Consider the following 17,510-nt stretch of genomic DNA (forward strand, 5'->3'; position numbering starts at 1 on the left):
GAAAATTATATTGCGTTCAGCGTTTGCTGAGATCGCCGGAAAGTAATTGCCGCGCCACCTTGCGTCGAATGCGCTGCACGGCGTTGTCCACGGATTTCGGGGGTTTGTTCACCGCTTTTGCAATTTCCCTGCAAGAAAGACCGTCCAGATAGAACCCCAAAATCTTTGCTTCAAACTCGGACAACTGTTTCCGGACACCGGATAAGAGGGCTGCCGTGTGTTCCCTGTCGATCAGGAAATCTTCGGGATTACGCTGCGCCAAATTATTGGTCCCAGAGGTGAGGGGATTGCTGTCAAAATGGGAGTCGTCTAGGGATAGCGATTGATTGAGCGGCTGCTGCTTATCCCGCGCCGAGGCGCGGAGCACAGAGTAGAGTCGGCTGCGGATGCAGATTTCAGCGAAGGTACGAAAGGACGCCTCTTTCCCGGCGTCGTATTCCCGGACGGCCGTGATGAGACCCACCATACCTTCCTGCGTAAGATCTTCGCTGTCGCCGCCCGCCAGGAAGAAGGGGCGGGCGCAGGTGCGGACCAGGCGGTTATACCGGGTAACGAGGGCTTCCTCCGCCAGGCGGTTTCCCGACGCGGCTAGGAGGCACAATTCCTCATCGCTCTGCATCCCCATCTCCGGCATGTCGTTCTCATAAGTATTGTGCATGTTGTATTATACCCATCTGCCAAGGAAAATGTCAAGCAAATTATCAAAATAAACGCGAGATTTCCCTAAAATTTTAGTGATTTTATAAGGCTAACCAGAAAATCGGCCGTATTATGCGCAATTTCGGTCGTCTTTGCCTCTACCATTACCCGAATCAGGGCCTCTGTCCCCGAGGCGCGGACCAGCACCCGGCCCTCCCCGTTCAGGGCGGCCTCCTGTTTTTCGACCGCCTCCGCCAATTCTTGGGAGGCCATGATCTTCTCCTTCACGCCGCCGCTGTGGGGCACTTCCACGTTGATAAGCACCTGGGGATAGGCGGCGCAGACGGAGGCCAGCTCCGACGCCTTCTTCCCCGCCCGGGCCAGGACCTGGAGGAACTGAAGGGCCGTCACCTGCCCGTCTCCGGTGGTCTCCAAGGCGGTAAAGATGGTGTGCCCGGACTGCTCGCCGCCGATGCGGAAATCCCGGCGGAGCATTTCCTCCAGTACATTCCGGTCTCCCACGGCGGTACAGGCCAGGTCGATTCCATGATTGCGGCAGAACTCGTGGAGGCCCAGGTTGCTCATCACCGTAGCCACGATGGCGTTTCCCCGGAGGGCGCCCCGGCGCTTCATGTCCAGGGCGCAGACGGCCATGACCTTATCGCCGTCTATCACGCCGCCGGTTTCATCCACCAGCAAACAGCGGTCCGCGTCGCCGTCGAAGGCCACGCCGATGTCATAGCCCTCCTTTACCACCTGGGCCGCCAGGTCCTCCAGGTGGGTAGAACCGCAGCGGTCGTTGATGTTCACGCCGTCGGGGGTCCGGTGGAGGAAGACGGTGTGGGCCTTGAACCGTCCGAACAGCTCCGGGGCCGTGGCGCTGGCGGCGCCGTTGGCGCAGTCCACCAGGATGCGCAGCCCCGCCAAATCCGAGTCAATGGTGGAGGCCACGAAGTCGATGTAATCCCGCTTGAGCTGCTTCATGCCGTGATGGCGGCGGCCCAGTTCCCCCCTGGTCTTGAGAGCCATGGGTTCTTTAGAAAGGATTTTTTCCTCCACCCGCTCCTCCAGCGCGTCGGAGAGCTTGTAGCCCTGGCTGTTGAAAACCTTGATGCCGTTGTGCTCATAGGGGTTGTGGGAGGCGGAAACCACGATGCCCGCGTCCGCCTTTTCCTGCCGGGTGAGGTAGGCCACGGCGGGCGTAGGAATATCCCCCACGGGTTTTACGTCGCTACCCACGGAGCACAGCCCCGCAATCAGCGCCGCCTCCAGCAAATCGGAGGAGATGCGGGTGTCCTTGCCCAGGACCACCGTGGGGCGCTGCCCCCCCTTTTCCTCCATCAAAACCGTGCCCACGGCCTGCCCCACCCGGAAGGCCAGGTCCGCCGTCAGGTTCTCCCCCACGATGCCCCGGATGCCGTCGGTGCCAAATAGCTTGCCCATAGATTCGTTACCTCTTTCTTCCAAAATTGTCAAATTCCCGCCTCAGCGCCCGCTCTGTGGCGGGGATCACCGCCAGGAACGGGATCAGTTGTATTCCAGATAAAATTGTGCCAAGCTTCCCCACCGTGCCAATGTCCCGCCCAAACAGCAGCGCCATCCACACCAGGGAAACCGCCAGCGTGGGCCGCCCTGCCCGGACCCAGAAGCGCCCGCTGTAGGCATGGGCGAACTCCCAGGTCTGCCGGTTCCGCATGGAGCGGGCCGTACGGTAGCCATAGCCGCCGTTGATCTCCCCCGGCGGTTTTTTCGCAAAGCTCCGTCCCAGGAGAAGCATGCTCCCGGGAATCAGCAGGGCGGTTGCCAGCATGAACAGCCAGAACAAAAACTCCGTCATATTTCCTCCTCCAGAAGATACCGCAACATCCGCTCCGGATCGTCCAGGAAGCGCTTTGTCAATTGGTAGTGCTCTGTCTCCCGGTACTCCACCGCACGGATGCCCTCTTCGCTCAGCTCGTAAATTCTGGCCCCGGGAAACGCCATCAAAATCGGCGAATGGGTCGCCACGATGAACTGGGAATCCGCCTTCACCAGCTGGTCCATCTCCCCCATCAGCGTCAGGAGGCGCGAGGGCGACAGGGCCGCCTCCGGCTCGTCCAGCAGGTACAGCCCTTCCCCGCCGAAACGGTTCTGAACCAGGGCCAGGAAGCTCTCCCCGTGGGACTGGCTGTGGAGGGATACGCCGCCGTAGCTGTCAATCAGCCTCGGGGAAAAGGAGGGCTCCTCATCCATTTCGTCAATGTTGGTCGCCACATTGTAAAAGCTCTCCGCCCGGAGGAAGAAGCCATCCCTGGGATACCGTTTCCGGGCGGGAGTCAGATACTCTCCCAGCACGGAGTGGGTGGCCCGGGTGGAGAAATTGAAATTCCGGGTGCCGCCCTCCGGGTTGAAGCCGCAGGCCACGGCGATTCCCTCCAGCAGGGTGGATTTCCCCGTCCCGTTCTCCCCCACCAGGAAGGTGACGGGCCGGTCGAAGTTCAGGACGCCGCCCTCTATTAAGTAATTTACCGGCCCCAGAAGCCGGAGCCAGCTTTCCCCAGGCAGCTCCCGGCGGAGGCGGACAGAGGCCAGATACACGCCGCTCACAACCGCAGCTGCTCCATCACGTCCTCCGGGGCCGCGCCGCCGGGAATGGGCTTATGCAGGTGCTGATAGGCCTTCTGCGTCACGCAGCGCCCCCGGGGGGTCCGTGTCAAAAAGCCCAGCTGCATCAGATAAGGCTCATAGACATCCTCCAACGTGACGGATTCCTCCCCAATGGTGGCGGCCAGGGTATCCAGGCCCACAGGCCCGCCTCCGTAGTTGTCGATGATGGCCTCCATCATCCTCCGGTCCACCGGGTCCAAGCCCAGATAGTCAATTTCCAGGGCACAAAGGGCCTTGTCCGCCACGTCTTTTGTGATAACGCCATCCGCCCGGACCTGGGCGAAATCCCGCACCCGGCGGAGCATCCGGTTGGCGATTCGGGGCGTGCCTCGGGAGCGCCGGGCAATTTCATAGGCTCCTTCCGGCACAATGTCCACGTTCAGAATTCCGGCGGACCGGGTAACGATTTTCGCAAGCTCCTCCGGCGTGTAGAGTTCCAGCCGCAGAGTCACGCCGAAGCGGTCCCGCAGGGGCGCGGAAAGCTGGCCCGCCCGGGTCGTGGCTCCGACAAGGGTAAACCTGGGCAGATCCAGCCGGATGGAGTTGGCGGACGGGCCTTTCCCCACGATGATGTCCAGCACGTAATCCTCCATGGCCGGGTACAAAATTTCCTCCACAGAGCGGTTCAGCCGGTGAATTTCATCCACAAAGAGGAGATCTCCCTCATTCAGGTTGGTCAGCAGCGCCGCCAAATCCCCCGGCTTCTCAATGGCGGGGCCGGAGGTGATGCGGATGTTGACCCCCATCTCTTGGGCGATGATGCCCGCCAAGGTGGTCTTGCCCAGGCCCGGGGGGCCGTGGAGCAGGACGTGGTCCAGGGACTCCTCCCGCTTCCGGGCGGCCTCGATGAAGATGGACAGGTTTTCCTTGGCCTTCTCCTGACCGATGTAATCCCGGAGGCTTTTGGGCCGCAGGGAGCTCTCCTGGGCGTCCTCTTGGAGGAAGGTTTTCGCCACAATAGGCTCTTCGTAAATATCGCTTCCAAAGTCGATGCTCAAACGCTCACGTCCTTTTCCCGGGAAATTTCACTGAAAGATGCCGCCGGCGATGATGGAAAGCACCGCCGTACCCAGCAGGGTGCCCGCGGCCGCCAGCCACCGCTGGGCCCTGGCCTGATACCGCTCCGCCTCCTCCTGCTCCAGGTCATGACCGTTCAGCAGACGGCAGTATTTGGCAAAACGGAACATCGCGAAAATGCTCCCCAAAAATCCAATAGCAACCAGCCTGGATAAAATCACCGCAGGCGCCTCCCTCCACTTGAAACGGTCACAGCCGCTCGGCCAGCTCCCGCACCTTCTCCAGGAAGGACTCCTCCCCAAAGGTGTTGAGCTTAAGAAACATCCCCTGGCTGCCTCCGGCGGCAATGGCGGAGAGAAACAGCTCCTCCCCCTGCCCCAGAAGCGTCAGCGTCAGGCTGAGCCGGTTTCCCCCGGCAAGACTGTAGCGCTCATAGACCCGCACGGCGCAGCGGACGCCTCCGGCAGAATAGTCGCTGCCGTCCTCAAAGCTGGCGGTGACGCTGCCGCTGAGGATGCCTTGGTGGAGCCGGTCCAGCGCCGTGTCAAAGTTTCCATGGAAGCGGTACTCGTATTTCGCCATAAAAACGCACCTTCCTTACGGCATAGTTCCGCAGAAGCCGTGTAAAGCGTTTTAGCTTTCCGGAAATTTAGGGGGCTAAAAAGCAAAACCTTGCCGAAAAAGCGTAAAATATATTGTAAAGGATATTTGCTATACAGTTACTGCGATCTCTTCTGTTTAGAGCTTAGCCATGCGCTTCAGCCCCTGCCGGACAATCTCCTCCAGCGGCAAATCCAGATCCAGGCCCTTCAAGGCCACGGAGACCTCCTGGCTGGAGTAGCCCAGCACCGCCAGGGCCTGGGCGGCTTCCGCCGCCTTGTTCCCAAACACCGCCGGAGCGGGCGCACCCTTGCCGCCGGAAAAATCCAGTCCCCCGGCGGACTCCTTGGCCATCTTGTCCTTTAATTCCAAAATAATGCGCTGGGCAATCTTCTTCCCTATCCCCTGCGCGGCGGTCAGGGCCTTTTCATCTCCCGTGACGATGGCCATAGCCAATGTCTCCGGCGTGCCGGCGGACAAGACGGCCAGCGCTGCCTTAGGCCCTACGCCGGAGACGCCAATGAGCAGTTGAAAGCTTTTCAATTCGCTTTGGGTGGCAAAGCCGTACAGCTCGAAAATGTTTTCCGCCACGTTCAGATAGGTGTAGAGCCTTTTCCGCTGGCCCTTTTTCAGCGCGGCTAGGGTGTTGTTGGTGGTTTTGCAGGCATAGCCCACGCCTCCGCAGTCAATAACCGCCAGATAGGGCAGAATCTCCGCTACCGTGCCGTCCAGATAATAAAACATAGCGCCTCCGTTTTATCTTCGTCAGACCGTCTCCGGCGCGCCCTCATTCCGAGGCAGCCGGGAGGTAAAGCTCCGGGCGTGGCATAAGGCCAGCGCCAGGGCGTCGGCGGCGTCGTCGGGCCGGGGGACCTTTTCCAGCTTCAAGAGGCGCCGGGTCATGTCCATCACCTGCCGTTTCTCCGCCTTGCCGTAGCCCGTCACCGCCAGCTTTACCTGGGAAGGGGTGTATTCGTACAGGGGCACGCCGCACTTTTCGGCGGCATAGAGCAGCACCCCCCTGCCGTGGGCCACGGCGATGCCAGTGGTAATGTTGGTATTGAAAAACAGCTCTTCAATGGAGATAACCTCCGGTTTTAACCGGCTGATGAGCTCCTCCATGTCGGTGCCGATTTGGTAAAGCCTCCGGCTCAGGGGCAGCCCCGCCGGGGTGGTAATGGCCCCATAGGTTATCATCCGCGCCTGCCCCCGTTCCGCCTCCACCAGTCCAAAGCCAATGGTGGCAAAGCCGGGATCGATGCCTAATATCCGCATACTCCGCCCCTTTCGGCTTGCATTCTTAGTTAGTATAGCAAATTTGACTGGAATGCGCAACAGAAAAAACGGTTGATTTGCGGGCCTAGGGAAAAGGCATGGGCTGGATTTTTCCAACCCCATGCTCCTAGGCGCGGCGTGCATCGGCGAAGGAAAGGGGGCCTTTCCTCCGGTTCCGGCATAGAAAACGAAGGTACAGCACCTTGATTGCCGTACCTTCATACATTTCAAACGGTTACATTGCGGGGACGGTTTTTATGTACCCATCAGGCCCTCGGGTGGGCTTTCTGATAAACGTCCTTCAAGTTCCCCTTCACGACGTGCGTGTAAATCTGCGTAGAAGAGATATCCGCATGACCCAGCATCTCCTGGATAGACCGCAGGTCCGCACCGTTTTCCAACAGATGGACCGCAAAGGAATGCCGCAAGGTGTGAGGCGTGATCTCCTTCTCAATCCCCGCCTTTTCCTGGTAATACTTGATGATCTTCCAAAAGCCCTGACGGCTCATCCTCTCCCCGTTCATATTGACAAAGAGGGCGGTCTCTTCCTCATCGGAGATCAGCTGGGGCCGAATCTTCCAAGCATAGTCCTGAAGGGCCTTCACCGCCGTGCGGTATAAGGGGATAATCCGTTCCTTGCCCTTGCTGGAACAGTGAATAAAGCCGGCCGCCAGGTTTAGGTCTTCCAGGTCCAGGGTAATCAGCTCGCTGACCCGGATGCCTGTGGCATACAGCAACTCCAGCATGGCGTGGTCCCGAAATCCCTTGGCGTCCACGCACTGGGGCTGTTCCAGGAACAAGTCTACCTCCTTGGAGGTCAATATCTTCGGATACTTCCGCTCCGCCTTGGCGGCGGCGACGCCCTTGGCGGGATTCGCCTTCACCTTGCCGCTAAATATCTGAAAATTGTAGAAGGATTTGACGGAGGCCAAAAATCGGGTCACAGAAGCGGCGGATTTACCCCGGCTCAGCATCCAGTCCATATAGGACTGAACCGTCTCGGCGGTCACCTCCAGCAGCTCCGGGCCCCGGGCCTGCAAATAATCCGCAAACTGGGATATGTCCCGCAGATAAGAAGACACCGTATTCTGGGAGGCGTGTTTCTCCCGCACCAGATATTCCTCATAACGCGCGATCTCGTCCGTAGCAATCCCTTCTCTCTTTACCAGTCTTACCAATCAGAAACCGTGTTTCCTATCCAATCAGCATCCGCTCTAAAAGCTGCCGCAAAAACCAGGGGGTCAGCATCAGGTCGGCACAGACCCCTGCCAGCAGCACCCCCGCGACGACCGCCAGGCGGCCCCACCACTCCCGGCCATACAGAGCGGGACCGGCTCTCCGCCCGCCGCCCAGAGAGAGACAGGCTAAGGCTGCCGAGCGCTCCAGCGCCGGAACGGCCAGCAGGAAATAGCAGGGCAGCGTCACCACGCACCGGAGGCCGAACACCGCCAGCGCCAGCAACACCCCGTCCGGGCCAAAGGACGCCGTGAAACAGCAGACGGAAAAGGACAAAAAGCCGCCGAAAGCCCCGGTCACTAACGGAAGCGCCAGCACACCGATGGACGCAAATCCCAGCAAAAACGCCGCCAGCGGATAACGAAAATACAAAACCGCCGCCGACAGCGCCGCCCGGGGAGACGGGTCTTCCTCTCCCACCTTCAAGAAATCCTTCAGGTAGCGGGCCAGCTCATCGCCCGTGGTATCCGGAACCCGACTGGAAAAAACCTGTCCCAAAAGAATGCCGGCGAAAAAAAACAGCGCCAGAACCAACAGGCGGGACAACTGCCGCCTCCACTCCGCCGTCTCCCGCCTTTTCCACTTCAAAGCGCCTCACCTCATCTCATCCTATGAGGAGGGCCGGCGGCTTATACGCATTTTTAGAAAAGTCGGATAACTTGCAGTCAGATAAGAAAACACCCTCCTGCCGGTAACGGCAAGTAAGAAGGTGTGCAACCGCATAAGATTTATTTACATTAATAATATAGCTCATTTTTTTGCTTTCTGCAAGATGTTTCCCCCAAAAAAGAATCTTTTTGGGATTTATGACAAAATATTATGTAAACCGCATTATGTAAACCGCTCAAACAGAGCGGCGCAGCCAGCCGGGCCGGCTGCGCCGCTGCCCATATTTAGGGGGCCGCATCCTCCGCGCATCCCATATCTGCGTCCCCCTCCCCTCCCCTCTCCGGCGGCGGGCCGGCTGCGCCGCCGGAGGGATATTTTGGAAAAGAACGGCACTTTTGTGCAATCCAACAAGAACCTCATTTTTCATTTCCGCCGCCGCCGGTTTTTGGGCCCGGCAACCCCGGCCAACAGTCCCCCGGCCAGGCCGCAGAGCAATAGGACGCCTCCCTGGCCCAGCCAGGCGATCTCCTCCCAAAAACCCAAGCCCGCCAGGAGGAGCACGGACAGGAACATGACCGCCGTCAGAACGCCTCCCGCTCTCCTCAAGGTCAGGCGCACCGTCAGCAGGCCCCCGGCCAGGGCGGCCACAATGCACAGCGCCGCCACCATAGGAAAGCTTCCGCCCTCCGACAGCGTACCCTTTACCATCAGCAGCGCCAAAAACATCAAACCCAGCAGATACACGCCCAGCGACAGCAGTCCCCCTGCCAAAAAGCCCTGCCACACCGCAAGTTTTTTTCGTCCCTTCGCCATAAGAAATCCTCCCTCGAAACATGCTCTCAAAAGGAGCATATTCCAGGGGAGGATGGTTTTATGCCATGAGGCGGAGGCAAAATGGAACCGGATTTATGAGAATTCAGATTTCCGGGTTCCAGTCGTTCTTTCCACTGTCGGATTCCTTCTTTTCCTCTTCCTTCTTGGCGGGCTTTTTCTCCTCCTTCTTCTCCTCGGGCTGCTCTCCGCTCTGCACGCCCACGGAGCTGACGGCCCACTTGGTCAGTTCCATGCGGACCCGGTCGTCGCTGGTTTCAATGACGATGGTGTCCTTTCCGACAGAGACAATCCGGCCGATAATACCGCCGATGGAGGTGATCACGTCGCCTTTTTTCAGGCTGTCCCGCATTTCCTGGGCTTTCTTTTTCCGCTTGTTCTCCGGGCGGATCATCAGGAAATACATGATCGCCACCATGACGATCAACATGAGAATTGTGTAATCCATTCCGAGCTTCCTTCCTTTTGTATAATCAGAATGTATCTATTATACCAGATACTGAAAGTTTTGCAAGCCTTTTCTTTATGTTATTTCCTTTGTTTTCCAAACGGAGAATGCCAAGCGTTTTTCACTCCCTGAAAAAAGGACTGTAACAAAAGATGCGTGATCGAGCAGCCGCGGAAGCCAGGTGCGTTCCGAAAGAAGCAGCTCAACATCCAGAAGAATTTTATTCCCTAACATTCAATTTTGCTTAGGCCTTGTTTGAAAATTGGCGGAATGCCGGATTGGGGCAGATTTTTTTGCCAGGCAAGGCGATTTGACGCGGGAATCCTGACGGATTTCAAGTCAAATCAACGCAGTCCTGGCGGAAAAAGATGCCCAAAGACGGCGTTTTGCCATTTTTCAAACAAGGCCTAAGGTTTTAATCTATTTGCTTCGATTAAATGAGCCCGCCTTAAAGCTATAACAACAGGTTTATATAAAATCATGGTCAGTGCTGCATTTAAGCCGCCTTTAATCAAGTTAAAAGGCAGAAACACCGGGATTAGCAGTTCTACGACGGCTTCTCTTGGATAGCCCATATAAACAGGGGTGATTAGATAATTCCAAAACAGCATTACTACAACCATACACCCCCACCCGCATAATAACCCAACAATGGCTCCGGATATTTTGCGCTTTTTCTTGTAAACAAATGCAGCGGTACACGCAAAGGAACAACTTGAAATAACATTCATTAAGAAACCTAAAATGCCGTTTTCACTGATCGTAAACATCTCAACTAAAGAGACAATAAATGCGACGGAACATGAGGCAAGCGGGCCAAAAATCAATCCGCTGGTTGCAATGATAATGTCCTTTGGGTCGTACTTCAGAAAGAGTACAAGCGGAACGCGCCCAATGAAAGTGGCGGCATAGGCAAAAGCGCAGAGCATACTGATTGTTGTGATCTTTTTTGTTGTACTGTTCATGAAAATACCTCCTAAAAAAATTAACACCTAAAAGCAATGAAATGCCTTTAGGTGTTACCATTTTAAGGTGTATTGAAAAATGTCGACAAAGCATTTGACGGATAGGCAAAAAGTGCATAGTATCAGATTAATACTGACATATCCAATACACCTTCTTTAATCCAGACTATACTGTCGGTTTTGGACTTTCACCAAATCAGCATTTACATGCTCGCGGACTTTACCGCCGATCGGGAATTTCACCCTGCCTTGAAGACATTCATTCTATTCAGTTGTCGCTCATTATTATAGGTTTATTTGCCGCTCATGTCAAGAGAAACATTAAATTGTGGCCTGAACCGGCCCCAAGGTGGTGGACAGCCGTCCGTCCCCGTGATATAATAAATGTCAAATTTTATCTTGGGAGGCAGACTATGACATCCTTTATATTGAGGCCCTGGCGGCGGGCAGACATAGAGGCCGTCGCGGAGGCGGCGGATAACCCGAACATTGCGGCGAATCTGCGGAACATCTTCCCCTCCCCCTACACCCTGGCGGACGCGAAGTGGTTTGTGGAAGACTGCATCGCTCAGGGCGAAACCCGGCAGCTCATGCGGGCCATCGCCGTCAACGGCCGGGCCGCCGGCAGTATCAGCGTCTCCAGAAAGGACGATGTATACGAAAAATCCGCTGAGCTGGGTTACTGGCTGGCAGAGGATTATTGGGGCCGGGGCATCATGACGGAGGCGGTGCGGCAGATTTGCCGGGAAGCCTTTGACCGCTTTGACATCCTCCGCATTTTCGCAGAGCCCTTTGCGGAAAACCTGGGCTCCCGCCGGGTGCTGGAAAAGGCGGGCTTCGTCTGCGAGGGCACTATGCGCAGGGGCGTCTATAAAAACGGGCGGGTGCAGTCCTACTGCATGTACGCCCTCCTGCGGGAGGAACTGAAATAGCGCCTCCTCCCTCACCTCCCGGGCGGCGGCGCATACACTGGATTGAAAGGACCTTGTTCTTTCGCCAGCTACTTATTAGGAGGTATTGCAATGCCCGAGAAAGTCATGCCCGGTCCCGTGGAGGACCTCAGCGGCATCCGAGAGGCAGTTTGCATTCATACACGGAAAGTGTACGATTCTTGCCGTGACAAGGACTGCATCGAGGACCTGCGCTTCTATCCCAAGCTTCAATATGTGGATGTCATTAACCGCGCCCTGTCCGTCAAGGGCGGCAGCGCCAAGCTGCTCTATGTCTATGTGGACGTGGAGCCCGTCAGCTTCAACCGGGGCTTCTACACCGTCGACATGCGTTTCTTCTACTCCGTCACCCTGCAAGCGTATCTGAGCTGCCCCGCCCCTGTTACGGTAGAGGGCCTTTGTGTCTTCGACAAACGGGCCATCCTCTTCGGCAGCGAGGGGAACGCCAAAATTTTCTCCTCCGAGCTCCGCACCGGCGAGCCGGACCTCCAGCTCACCAGCCGTTCCAATCTCCCCATCGCCGTAGTCGAGGCCGTGGACCCCATCGTCCTGGATGCCCGGATCATGGACTGCTGCGGCAAGCGGGACTGCGACTGCGAGCTGTGCGAGGTGCCTTCCTTCGTCAACAGCTGCTTCGACGGGGAGCTCTCCAGCGGCGACGACAGCCGCCGCATCTACGTCACTCTGGGCCAGTTCTCCATCGTCCGGCTGGAGCGGGACTCCCAGCTCCTGGTCCCCGTATACGACTATTGTATGCCCGATAAGGAGTGCTCCTGCGGCAGCGGTACCGAAGACCCCTGCGGCATCTTCCGGAACATCTCCTTCCCGGTGGGCGAGTTCTTCCCGCCCAACACGGTGCGGATGCCTGAGAACTACGAGGAATGCTGCTGCGCCTGCCGCAAATAAAACCAAGGACCGCCTCGGAAACGGGGCGGTCCCTTCGCTTATTCGTATTCCACCGTGCTGGTCTTAGGGCTGATGATGCAGACATAGCTGCTCCCCTGGCCCAGGGCCAGAGCGCGGCCATCCTCCAGCGTGTAGGCAAACGCGCTGTTCCGGTCTTTCCGGCTCCACTGAATGGGGACCGCCTTGCCGCCGCAGAAGAAAAGCCCCTCTCCCTCGCCGGTGGTCTGGACCCGGAGGCGGCCCACTTCATCCAGGACGGCGGTGGAGGTCTTCAGCACCAGCACATTGACAGCGCCGACCTGCTCCCCGGTGCTGCCGTCCACATGTTCCTTGCCGTACTGGCCCACCAGATACTTCCCTGTGGCCGCGTCGTAGTCAAATGTCCCAGTCTTATAGCTGGAGAAGCGGACCTTGATATGCTCCGCCGCTTCCCCCGCCGCCGGGGTTCCGTCCTCCGTGAACGCCTGGATAGAATTCCAGCCGTCCGCGTGCTCCGTGGAGATCTTGCCCTTTTCCAGGTACTCTAAAATTTTCTCCCCGGAGGTAATCAGGCTGTGTTCATAGCCGTTATTCTTTCTCCGGTCCGGGTCCCGCCAGAAAATCTTTGCGTCCTCTCCGCCCCGGACGCCGTCCATATGGTCCACCTTCCAGCTCCGCAGATTGGAATAAGCCTCCTGGCTGCCGCCGGCGTGGACATACACCGCGTCATGTCCCAGGGCCAGCTCCACAAAGTAAGGCCGGGCGGAGCGAACGCTTCCCAGAATATCCACACCCTCTACCGTTTGGTAAAGGCACAGCATCCGGGTGATGCCCCCCTCCACCGGGACCTCGTAGATAATATCCGCCTGGGAGATGCCCAGCTGGGGCTGCGCCGCCTTCAGGTTGTTCAGCATGATGGCAATGGGCCGCAGGTTCTCATACTCCGGCTCCATAGGCAGGCCTGTCAGCGGATTCATCCCCGCCGGAACAGCGGGTTCCGGCTCCGGCTCCGGTTCAGGCGTTGGGAGCGGGTCCGTTTTCTCTGCGGGCTCAGGCTCCGGGACCGGGTCTGTCTTCCCCCCGCAGCCCCCCAGGGTCAAGAGCATCCACGCCGCTAATAAGATCGCCAGCGTTCTTCTTTTCATCTTGCCGCCGCCTTTCCAGTTTAGAACTGTCCCTATGATACCAATGTCGGCAAGAGCCGTCAAGGTGCTTTCCGGTAAATTTCGACAAATTTCCACCTCCGCCTGTTCAGGCAGACTTGTCTTTTTCCCTCCGGCGGGGTATAATAAAAAAACACCACGCTTCTTGCGAGAAAACCGGAGAGGAGGCCGCCGCTATGCCGGGCTTTATCCAGGACAAACTGGAAATTAAATTTTTGATTCTCTACATCGCCGCCAGAATTGAGGAACCGGCGCCCTTTGACGCCATCCTGGACCTGACCCTCTGCGACGACGCCATTGACTACTTTGACTTTTCCGATTGCCTGGCCGACCTGGTCCGCACCGGGCACCTGACCCTCTCCGCCTCCGGCCTCTACGCTCTTACGGACAAGGGACGTAGGAACGGCGCCGCCTGTGAGTCCAGCCTCCCCTACTCTATCCGCCAGCGCTGTGACAAAAACCTGGAGGAGTGGAACCGTAAGCTCCTCCGCCGGCGGCAGGTAAAGGCCTCCGTCGAGCAGAGGCCAAACGGGACCTATACGGTGCGCCTCCAGCTCACCGACGACAAGGGCGGCGTGATAGATCTCAAATTGATGATGGTGGACCAGGCTCAGGCCAAGGCGGTGGCCAAACGGTTCCAGGAAGCGCCGCAAAAGCTCTATGGCCGGATCATCCAAGCCTTGACGGCGGAAAACGAATAGAAAACGCGGGTACGGAAGATTCCGTACCCGCGCTTTTTATTTGACGGCTACATTTTCCGCTCCCAGCGTTTCCTTGGCCTCTTCAATCAGGGCCCTGTGGAGCATTGCCCGCGTACCGTACACCTTCCGGGTGTCCGCCATAACCATTTTCACCTGGGCGTCTCCCGGGAACATGGTGAACACCAGCTTCAGGTGCCGGACCGCCGGGTGGTCCAGGGAGGGGAATTTCAAATACAGGGTTTCCCCCTTCACCAGCTTGTCCTCTTTCGCGGCGGGAAGCCGGGCCGGGAGCCCCCCTTCCGCCGTCTCCAGCGGATATGCGGAATCGCACATGAGCTGTGGGGCCTTTTCGTCCCGGACGGACAGCTTCCCCTTCACCACCACGGCCTGGTTCTCCCGGAGGTAGGGCCCGCAGACGTCCAGCGTCCGGCTGAAGCACAGCATCTCAATGGACCCGGTCTCGTCCTCCACCACCACGTAAGCCATGAGGCTGTTGTTTTTTGTGGTCTTGGTCTTGCTGGAGGTCACCACCCCCGCCAGGGTCAGATACTGCCCGTCGGCAAAGCGGGCGGGGCCGTTCTCCTGGTTGAAGTCCTCCAGCACCTTTCCAATCTGGGGGACCCGCAGCCGCCGCACAATATCCCGGTAAGCGTCCATCGGATGCCCGGAGAGATAGAGGCCGGTGGTTTCCTTCTCCATGGTCATCCGCTCCTGGGCCGTGAACTCCGGGATATCCGGCAGATGAACGTCCTCCGCCGCCTGGCCCCGGCTTTGGGACATGCCGAAAAAGTCCAGCTGTCCCTCCAGGTTCTGCCTCTGGCGGGCCGCCGCGGCGTCCAGCACCTTCTCATAGATCTGGATGAGCTGGGAGCGCCGGGCCCCGGTGGAGTCGAAGGCCCCGGCCCGGATCAGATTTTCCAGCGCCCGCTTGTTCATGTCGCTGCCCGCCATGCGGCGGCAGAAGTCCGGCAGGGACCGGAAAAGGCCGGACGCCTCCCGCTCCTTCATGACGGCCTGGATAAAGCCCCGGCCAATGTTTTTAATGGCCACCAGCCCGAAGCGGATGCCTCCCTCCTCCACGGTGAAGCGGTCCAGGGAGCGGTTGATGTCCGGGGGCAGCAGGGCGATGCCGCAGTCCCGGCACTCGTTGATATAGCCCGCCACCTTATCCGAGTTGTCCAGCACGGAGGTCAGCAGGGCCGCCATGTACTCCCGAGTGTAGTGGCACTTGAAGTAGGCCGTCTGATAGGCTACCACGGCGTAGCTCACCGCGTGGGCTTTGTTGAAGGCGTAGTTGGCGAAATCGTAAATTTCCTGGTAAATGGCCTCCGCCGTGGCCTCCGGGATGCCGTTCGCCACACAACCGGAGATGTTCCGCTCCGGGTCGCCGTGGAGAAAGGCCTCCCGCTCCTTTTCGATGTCCTTGGCCTTTTTTTTGCTCATGGCCCGGCGCACCATGTCCGCCTGGCCCAGGGAGTAGCCCGCCAGGTCCTGGAAGATCTTGATGACCTGCTCCTGATACACGATGCAGCCGTAGGTGACGGACAAAATGGGCTCCAAAGAGGGATGGCGGTACTTAATGAGCTTTGGGTCCTGCTTACAGGCGATGAACCGGGGGATGGAGTCCATGGGTCCGGGGCGGTAGAGGGCGATGATGGCGGTGATGTCCTCAATATTCTGGGGCTTCAGCCCCACGCATACCCCGGTCATGCCGGTGGACTCCATCTGGAACACGCCGGATGTCTTTCCCGCCGCCAGCATCTCATAGGTCTCGGGGTCCTCCTCCGGGATATCCGCCAGGCGGAAGTCCGGCTGCTGCTCCTTGAGGAGCTGCACCGCGTCCTCCAGCACCGTCAGGTTCCGCAGGGCCAGAAAGTCCATCTTTAAAAGCCCCAGCTCCTCCAGGGTTACCATGCCGTACTGGCAGACCACAATGTCGTCGTTTTTCGCCAAGGGCACATACTCATACACGGGCCGCTTGGTAATCACCACCCCGGCGGCGTGGGTAGAGGCGTTCCGGGGCATGCCTTCCAGCATCTGGGCGGTGTCAATGAGCCGCTTCACCGTCTCGTCACGGTTATAGAGGTCGCTGAGGGACTTCGTCAGCCGCAGGGCGTCCGCCAGGGTAATGTGGGCCCCGGGGGAGTTGGGAATCTGCTTTGCAATCTGGTCCACCTCGGCGTAGGGCAGGTTCATTACCCGGCCCACATCCCGCACCACGCCCCGGGCGGCCATGGTGCCGAAGGTGACGATCTGGGCCACATGGTCCCCGCCGTACTTCCGGCGGACATACTCGATGACCTCCCCCCGCCGGGTGTCGCCGAAGTCCATGTCGATATCCGGCATGCTCACCCGCTCCGGGTTCAAAAAGCGCTCGAAGTAGAGTCCGTATTTCACCGGGTCGATGTCCGTGATATAGAGACAGTAGCTGACCATAGAGCCCGCCGCGCTGCCCCGGCCCGGCCCCACGGGAATCCCCACGCTCCGGGCGTAGCGGACAAAGTCGGAGACGATGAGGAAATAGTCCGTAAAGCCCATTTTCTCAATCATGTCCTGCTCGTACCGGAGCTGCTCCCGGTGGGCCTCATCCTCCCCGTAGCGGGCCCGGTAGCCCTCATCACAGAGCTTTTTTAAATAGGAAAAGCTGTCGTAGCCCGGGGGAAGCTGAAACTCCGGCAGATGGTATTTGCCAAAGGTGAAATCCATGCTGCACATGTCCGCCACCTTCGCCGTGTTCTCCAAGGCCCCATCGTAACCGGAAAACAGCTCCGCCATCTCCGCTTCGCTGCGAAGGTAGAAATTCCGGGGTTCGTAGCGCATCCGGTTCTCGTCGTCCAGGATCTTTCCCGTCTGGATGCAAAGGAGCACGTCGTGGGCCTCCGCGTCCTCCTTTCGGAGGTAGTGGGCGTCGTTGGTGCAGACCATGGGCAGCCCCGTCTCCCCGTGAATGCGCAGAATGCCCCGGTTCACCACCGCCTGGTCCTGGATGCCGTGATCCTGAAGCTCCAGATAAAAGTGGTCCGGGCCAAAAATCTCCGCCAGCTCCAGGGCGTAACGCTTGGCGTTCTCATACTCCCCGTTCCGCAGCCGCCGGGGAATCTCCCCCGCCAGGCAGGCGGAGAGGGCCACCAGGCCCCGGCTGTGTTCCCGCAGCAGCTCCAGGTCAATCCGGGGCTTGATATAAAAGCCCTCGGTCCAGGCCAGGGAGACCATATAGGAGAGGTTCCGGTAGCCCTCCTCGTTCTCGCAGAGGAGCACCAGATGGCGGCTCTCGGAGTCGAACTCATGGACCTTGTCGGTCAGGCGGCGGCCCTCTGCCGTGACGTAGACCTCGCAGCCGATGATGGGCTTAATCCCCTCCGCCTTGCAGGCCCGGTAGAAATCCACCGCGCCGTACATGACCCCGTGGTCCGTGACGGCACAGGCGGTCTGCCCCATTTCTTTTACGATTTTCGGCAGGTCCCGGATGCGGCACGCGCCGTCCAGCAGACTGTACTCCGTATGGACATGCAGATGAACAAAGGACATGGCCCCTCCCCCTTTTC

At 58.6% G+C, this 17,510-nt stretch carries 19 protein-coding genes and 1 riboswitch; of the genes, 3 read left to right on the forward strand and 16 right to left on the reverse strand.

Annotation, left to right across the window (positions count from 1 at the left end; genetic code table 11):
* Nucleotides 1-16 precede the first annotated feature (16 nt).
* The 14 genes from Q1M04_RS02395 to Q1M04_RS02460 form a co-directional block, all read right to left on the reverse strand.
* Entirely contained in the window at nucleotides 17-658 is a 642-nt protein-coding gene (locus tag Q1M04_RS02395; RefSeq protein WP_204790616.1) for a sigma-70 family RNA polymerase sigma factor, read from the reverse strand.
* Nucleotides 659-723: 65 nt separating this feature from the next.
* Nucleotides 724-2,082, reverse strand: coding sequence for a phosphoglucosamine mutase (gene glmM, locus Q1M04_RS02400; RefSeq protein WP_297997895.1), 1,359 nt, complete (start codon nucleotides 2,080-2,082; stop codon nucleotides 724-726).
* Between the two features lie 7 nt (nucleotides 2,083-2,089).
* Nucleotides 2,090-2,476: an SdpI family protein gene (locus Q1M04_RS02405; protein ID WP_293279968.1), complete on the reverse strand. Its 387-nt coding sequence runs from the start codon at nucleotides 2,474-2,476 to the stop codon at nucleotides 2,090-2,092.
* The gene (locus Q1M04_RS02410; protein ID WP_366131757.1) at nucleotides 2,473-3,183 is read right to left on the reverse strand and encodes an AAA family ATPase; all 711 of its coding nucleotides are present in this window, start codon (nucleotides 3,181-3,183) and stop codon (nucleotides 2,473-2,475) included. The genes Q1M04_RS02405 and Q1M04_RS02410 overlap by 4 nt, the downstream gene beginning before the upstream one ends.
* A 38-nt stretch (nucleotides 3,184-3,221) precedes the next feature.
* Nucleotides 3,222-4,283: a Holliday junction branch migration DNA helicase RuvB gene (gene ruvB, locus Q1M04_RS02415; RefSeq protein ID WP_204790612.1), complete on the reverse strand. Its 1,062-nt coding sequence runs from the start codon at nucleotides 4,281-4,283 to the stop codon at nucleotides 3,222-3,224.
* Between the two features lie 27 nt (nucleotides 4,284-4,310).
* Nucleotides 4,311-4,523: a hypothetical protein gene (locus Q1M04_RS02420; protein ID WP_300446375.1), complete on the reverse strand. Its 213-nt coding sequence runs from the start codon at nucleotides 4,521-4,523 to the stop codon at nucleotides 4,311-4,313.
* Between the two features lie 28 nt (nucleotides 4,524-4,551).
* Nucleotides 4,552-4,884 carry a DUF6054 family protein gene (locus Q1M04_RS02425; RefSeq protein ID WP_204790610.1) on the reverse strand — a complete coding sequence of 111 codons (333 nt, stop codon included), beginning with the start codon at nucleotides 4,882-4,884 and terminating at the stop codon, nucleotides 4,552-4,554.
* Between the two features lie 156 nt (nucleotides 4,885-5,040).
* Nucleotides 5,041-5,646 (reverse strand): Holliday junction branch migration protein RuvA, encoded by a 606-nt coding sequence (gene ruvA, locus Q1M04_RS02430; RefSeq protein ID WP_297997897.1) that lies wholly within the window; start codon nucleotides 5,644-5,646, stop codon nucleotides 5,041-5,043.
* A gap of 21 nt (nucleotides 5,647-5,667) precedes the next feature.
* On the reverse strand, nucleotides 5,668-6,177 hold the full coding sequence (gene ruvC, locus Q1M04_RS02435; RefSeq protein WP_297997898.1) for a crossover junction endodeoxyribonuclease RuvC: 510 nt from the start codon (nucleotides 6,175-6,177) through the stop codon (nucleotides 5,668-5,670).
* 266 nt (nucleotides 6,178-6,443) lie between these two features.
* Nucleotides 6,444-7,346 (reverse strand): site-specific tyrosine recombinase XerD, encoded by a 903-nt coding sequence (gene xerD, locus Q1M04_RS02440; RefSeq protein WP_204790622.1) that lies wholly within the window; start codon nucleotides 7,344-7,346, stop codon nucleotides 6,444-6,446.
* A gap of 25 nt (nucleotides 7,347-7,371) precedes the next feature.
* Nucleotides 7,372-8,001, reverse strand: coding sequence for a stage II sporulation protein M (locus Q1M04_RS02445; protein WP_297294194.1), 630 nt, complete (start codon nucleotides 7,999-8,001; stop codon nucleotides 7,372-7,374).
* Between the two features lie 444 nt (nucleotides 8,002-8,445).
* Nucleotides 8,446-8,835: a hypothetical protein gene (locus tag Q1M04_RS02450; RefSeq protein ID WP_297997899.1), complete on the reverse strand. Its 390-nt coding sequence runs from the start codon at nucleotides 8,833-8,835 to the stop codon at nucleotides 8,446-8,448.
* A gap of 103 nt (nucleotides 8,836-8,938) precedes the next feature.
* Nucleotides 8,939-9,301, reverse strand: coding sequence for a preprotein translocase subunit YajC (yajC, locus tag Q1M04_RS02455; protein WP_204792206.1), 363 nt, complete (start codon nucleotides 9,299-9,301; stop codon nucleotides 8,939-8,941).
* A 407-nt stretch (nucleotides 9,302-9,708) separates the two neighbouring features.
* Nucleotides 9,709-10,266 carry an ECF transporter S component gene (locus Q1M04_RS02460; protein WP_297997901.1) on the reverse strand — a complete coding sequence of 186 codons (558 nt, stop codon included), beginning with the start codon at nucleotides 10,264-10,266 and terminating at the stop codon, nucleotides 9,709-9,711.
* A 145-nt stretch (nucleotides 10,267-10,411) separates the two neighbouring features.
* A riboswitch (FMN riboswitch) is annotated at nucleotides 10,412-10,527 on the reverse strand.
* Nucleotides 10,528-10,679: 152 nt separating this feature from the next.
* Between Q1M04_RS02460 and Q1M04_RS02465 the strand changes: the two genes are divergently transcribed.
* Together Q1M04_RS02465 and Q1M04_RS02470 are read left to right on the forward strand one after the other, a co-directional pair.
* Nucleotides 10,680-11,198, forward strand: a complete 519-nt coding sequence (locus Q1M04_RS02465) for a GNAT family N-acetyltransferase (protein WP_297997902.1) — start codon at nucleotides 10,680-10,682, stop codon at nucleotides 11,196-11,198.
* A 90-nt stretch (nucleotides 11,199-11,288) separates the two neighbouring features.
* Nucleotides 11,289-12,122, forward strand: a complete 834-nt coding sequence (locus Q1M04_RS02470; protein ID WP_293279821.1) for a hypothetical protein — start codon at nucleotides 11,289-11,291, stop codon at nucleotides 12,120-12,122.
* 38 nt (nucleotides 12,123-12,160) lie between these two features.
* Here the strand turns inward: Q1M04_RS02470 and Q1M04_RS02475 are convergent, their stop codons facing one another.
* Nucleotides 12,161-13,246: a DUF3048 domain-containing protein gene (locus Q1M04_RS02475; protein ID WP_297997903.1), complete on the reverse strand. Its 1,086-nt coding sequence runs from the start codon at nucleotides 13,244-13,246 to the stop codon at nucleotides 12,161-12,163.
* A 194-nt stretch (nucleotides 13,247-13,440) separates the two neighbouring features.
* Between Q1M04_RS02475 and Q1M04_RS02480 the strand changes: the two genes are divergently transcribed.
* On the forward strand, nucleotides 13,441-13,965 hold the full coding sequence (locus Q1M04_RS02480) for a DUF4364 family protein (RefSeq protein WP_204791160.1): 525 nt from the start codon (nucleotides 13,441-13,443) through the stop codon (nucleotides 13,963-13,965).
* 36 nt (nucleotides 13,966-14,001) lie between these two features.
* Here the strand turns inward: Q1M04_RS02480 and Q1M04_RS02485 are convergent, their stop codons facing one another.
* Nucleotides 14,002-17,493 carry a DNA polymerase III subunit alpha gene (locus tag Q1M04_RS02485; protein ID WP_297997905.1) on the reverse strand — a complete coding sequence of 1,164 codons (3,492 nt, stop codon included), beginning with the start codon at nucleotides 17,491-17,493 and terminating at the stop codon, nucleotides 14,002-14,004.
* Nucleotides 17,494-17,510: the final 17 nt, after the last annotated feature.

The organism is uncultured Oscillibacter sp., from assembly GCF_950073225.1.
Classification (GTDB): domain Bacteria; phylum Bacillota; class Clostridia; order Oscillospirales; family Oscillospiraceae; genus Oscillibacter.